At 38.2% G+C, this 1,631-nt stretch carries 2 protein-coding genes; both read left to right on the forward strand.

Annotated features, from left to right (window positions below; genetic code table 11):
• The coding region (locus PX484_RS18745) for a 3D domain-containing protein (protein ID WP_288105088.1) at positions 1-201 on the forward strand (201 nt) is incomplete at its 5' end.
• Between the two features lie 78 nt (positions 202-279).
• The gene (gene grrM, locus PX484_RS18750; RefSeq protein ID WP_288105090.1) at positions 280-1,440 is read left to right on the forward strand and encodes a cyclophane-forming radical SAM/SPASM peptide maturase GrrM/OscB; all 1,161 of its coding nucleotides are present in this window, start codon (positions 280-282) and stop codon (positions 1,438-1,440) included.
• Positions 1,441-1,631: the final 191 nt, after the last annotated feature.

Below are 1,631 nucleotides of genomic sequence, written 5' to 3' on the forward strand. Positions count from 1 at the left end.
GCAGTAATTGAGACAGAAATTCCCCAGGGAAATCTTAATAAAAAATTAGTTAGTCGCTATGTTCTCGATCAAGATACTGGCAGCGCGATTAAAGGTACTGGGAGGGTAGATATTTTTATGGGAACAGGAAAAAATGCTGGCGAGCGAGCCGGTTTAATTAATACTCCCGGTCAATTATATTATTTATTATTGAGGGAATAGGAAATAGTATAGGTAAAATTAAGATAGACTCCCCAGAATCAGTTATCATACTTAAGTGAGAATATTAAAAATAGAATGATGGAAAAAAACACAAATATAGATTGGTCGGATTGTGGTCCAATTACTTTAGTAGTCGTGCAGCCGACTTCTTTTTGTAATCTCAATTGTGATTACTGTTATTTACCCGATCGCCATTTAAAAAATACCCTATCCTTAGATTTAATCGAGCCGATTTTTCAGAGGGTTTTTAGTAGTCGTTTTCTCCAAAATGATTTTACCATTTGCTGGCACGCCGGCGAACCCTTAGCAGTTCCCATCAGTTTTTATGAAAGTGCCTTTGCTAAAATTGCGGAAGTTAGCGAGAAATATAATCAGCAGGGTTACTGTTTTCGTCATTCAGTACAAACTAACGCCACTTATATTAACGATGCTTGGTGTCAATTATTTAAAAAGCATGATGTTTATGTGGGAGTCAGTCTTGATGGACCGGCCTTTATTCACGATATCCACCGGCAAAACCGCAAGGGAACTGGCAGTCATGCTGCTACAATGCGGGGGATTTCTTTCTTGCAAAAACATGAAATTGATGTCAGTATCATCGCTGTTTTAACAGAAGATTCCCTCGACTATCCCGACGAAATTTTTAACTTTTTTTGGGATCATGGTCTTACCGATGTGGCTTTTAATATGGAAGAAACTGAGGGTATTCATTCACAATCTTCCTTAGATAAATTAGGTATTGAACAACGTTATCGCCAGTTTATTGCCAGATTTTGGCAGTTAGTCACGGCCAAACAAGGAGAATTTAAGCTGCGAGAATTTGAATCGATCTGTAGTTTGATTTATACGGATGAACGCTTAGAAAATACCGATATGAATCGACCTTTTATGATTGTCAATTTTGATAATCAAGGTAATTTTTCCACCTTTGATCCGGAATTACTATCGATTAAAACTCAACCCTACGGCGATTTTATCTTTGGTAATGTTTTGACCGATTCTCTGGAATCTATCTGTGAAACCGAGAAATTTAAACAAATTTACGCTGATATGCGCGGTGGAGTCGATTTATGTCGGCAAAACTGCGATTATTTTGGGGTTTGTGGGGGTGGTGCCGGTAGTAACAAATATTGGGAAAATGGCACTTTCAACTCCACAGATACTAAAGCCTGTTTATACCGAATTAAGTGTATCACCGATATCGTTCTCGATCGCCTAGAAAATTTATTAGAAGTTTAAAGATTTTTTTAGCTATCAGTAAACAGTTATCAGTTATCAGTTATCAGTTATCAGTTATCAGTTAAGTAGCTGGTTATAATTAAATTAAAAATGGATTTTAGGTTCGATCCCCCCTGCCCCCCTTGATAAGGGGGGTGCCGATCCCCCCTTAGTCCCCCCTTTAATCCCCCCTTAATAAGGGGGGCATCTGA

Source organism: Microcystis sp. M49636_WE2 (genome assembly GCF_030065375.1).
GTDB classification, from domain to species: Bacteria; Cyanobacteriota; Cyanobacteriia; order Cyanobacteriales; family Microcystaceae; genus Microcystis; species Microcystis aeruginosa_C.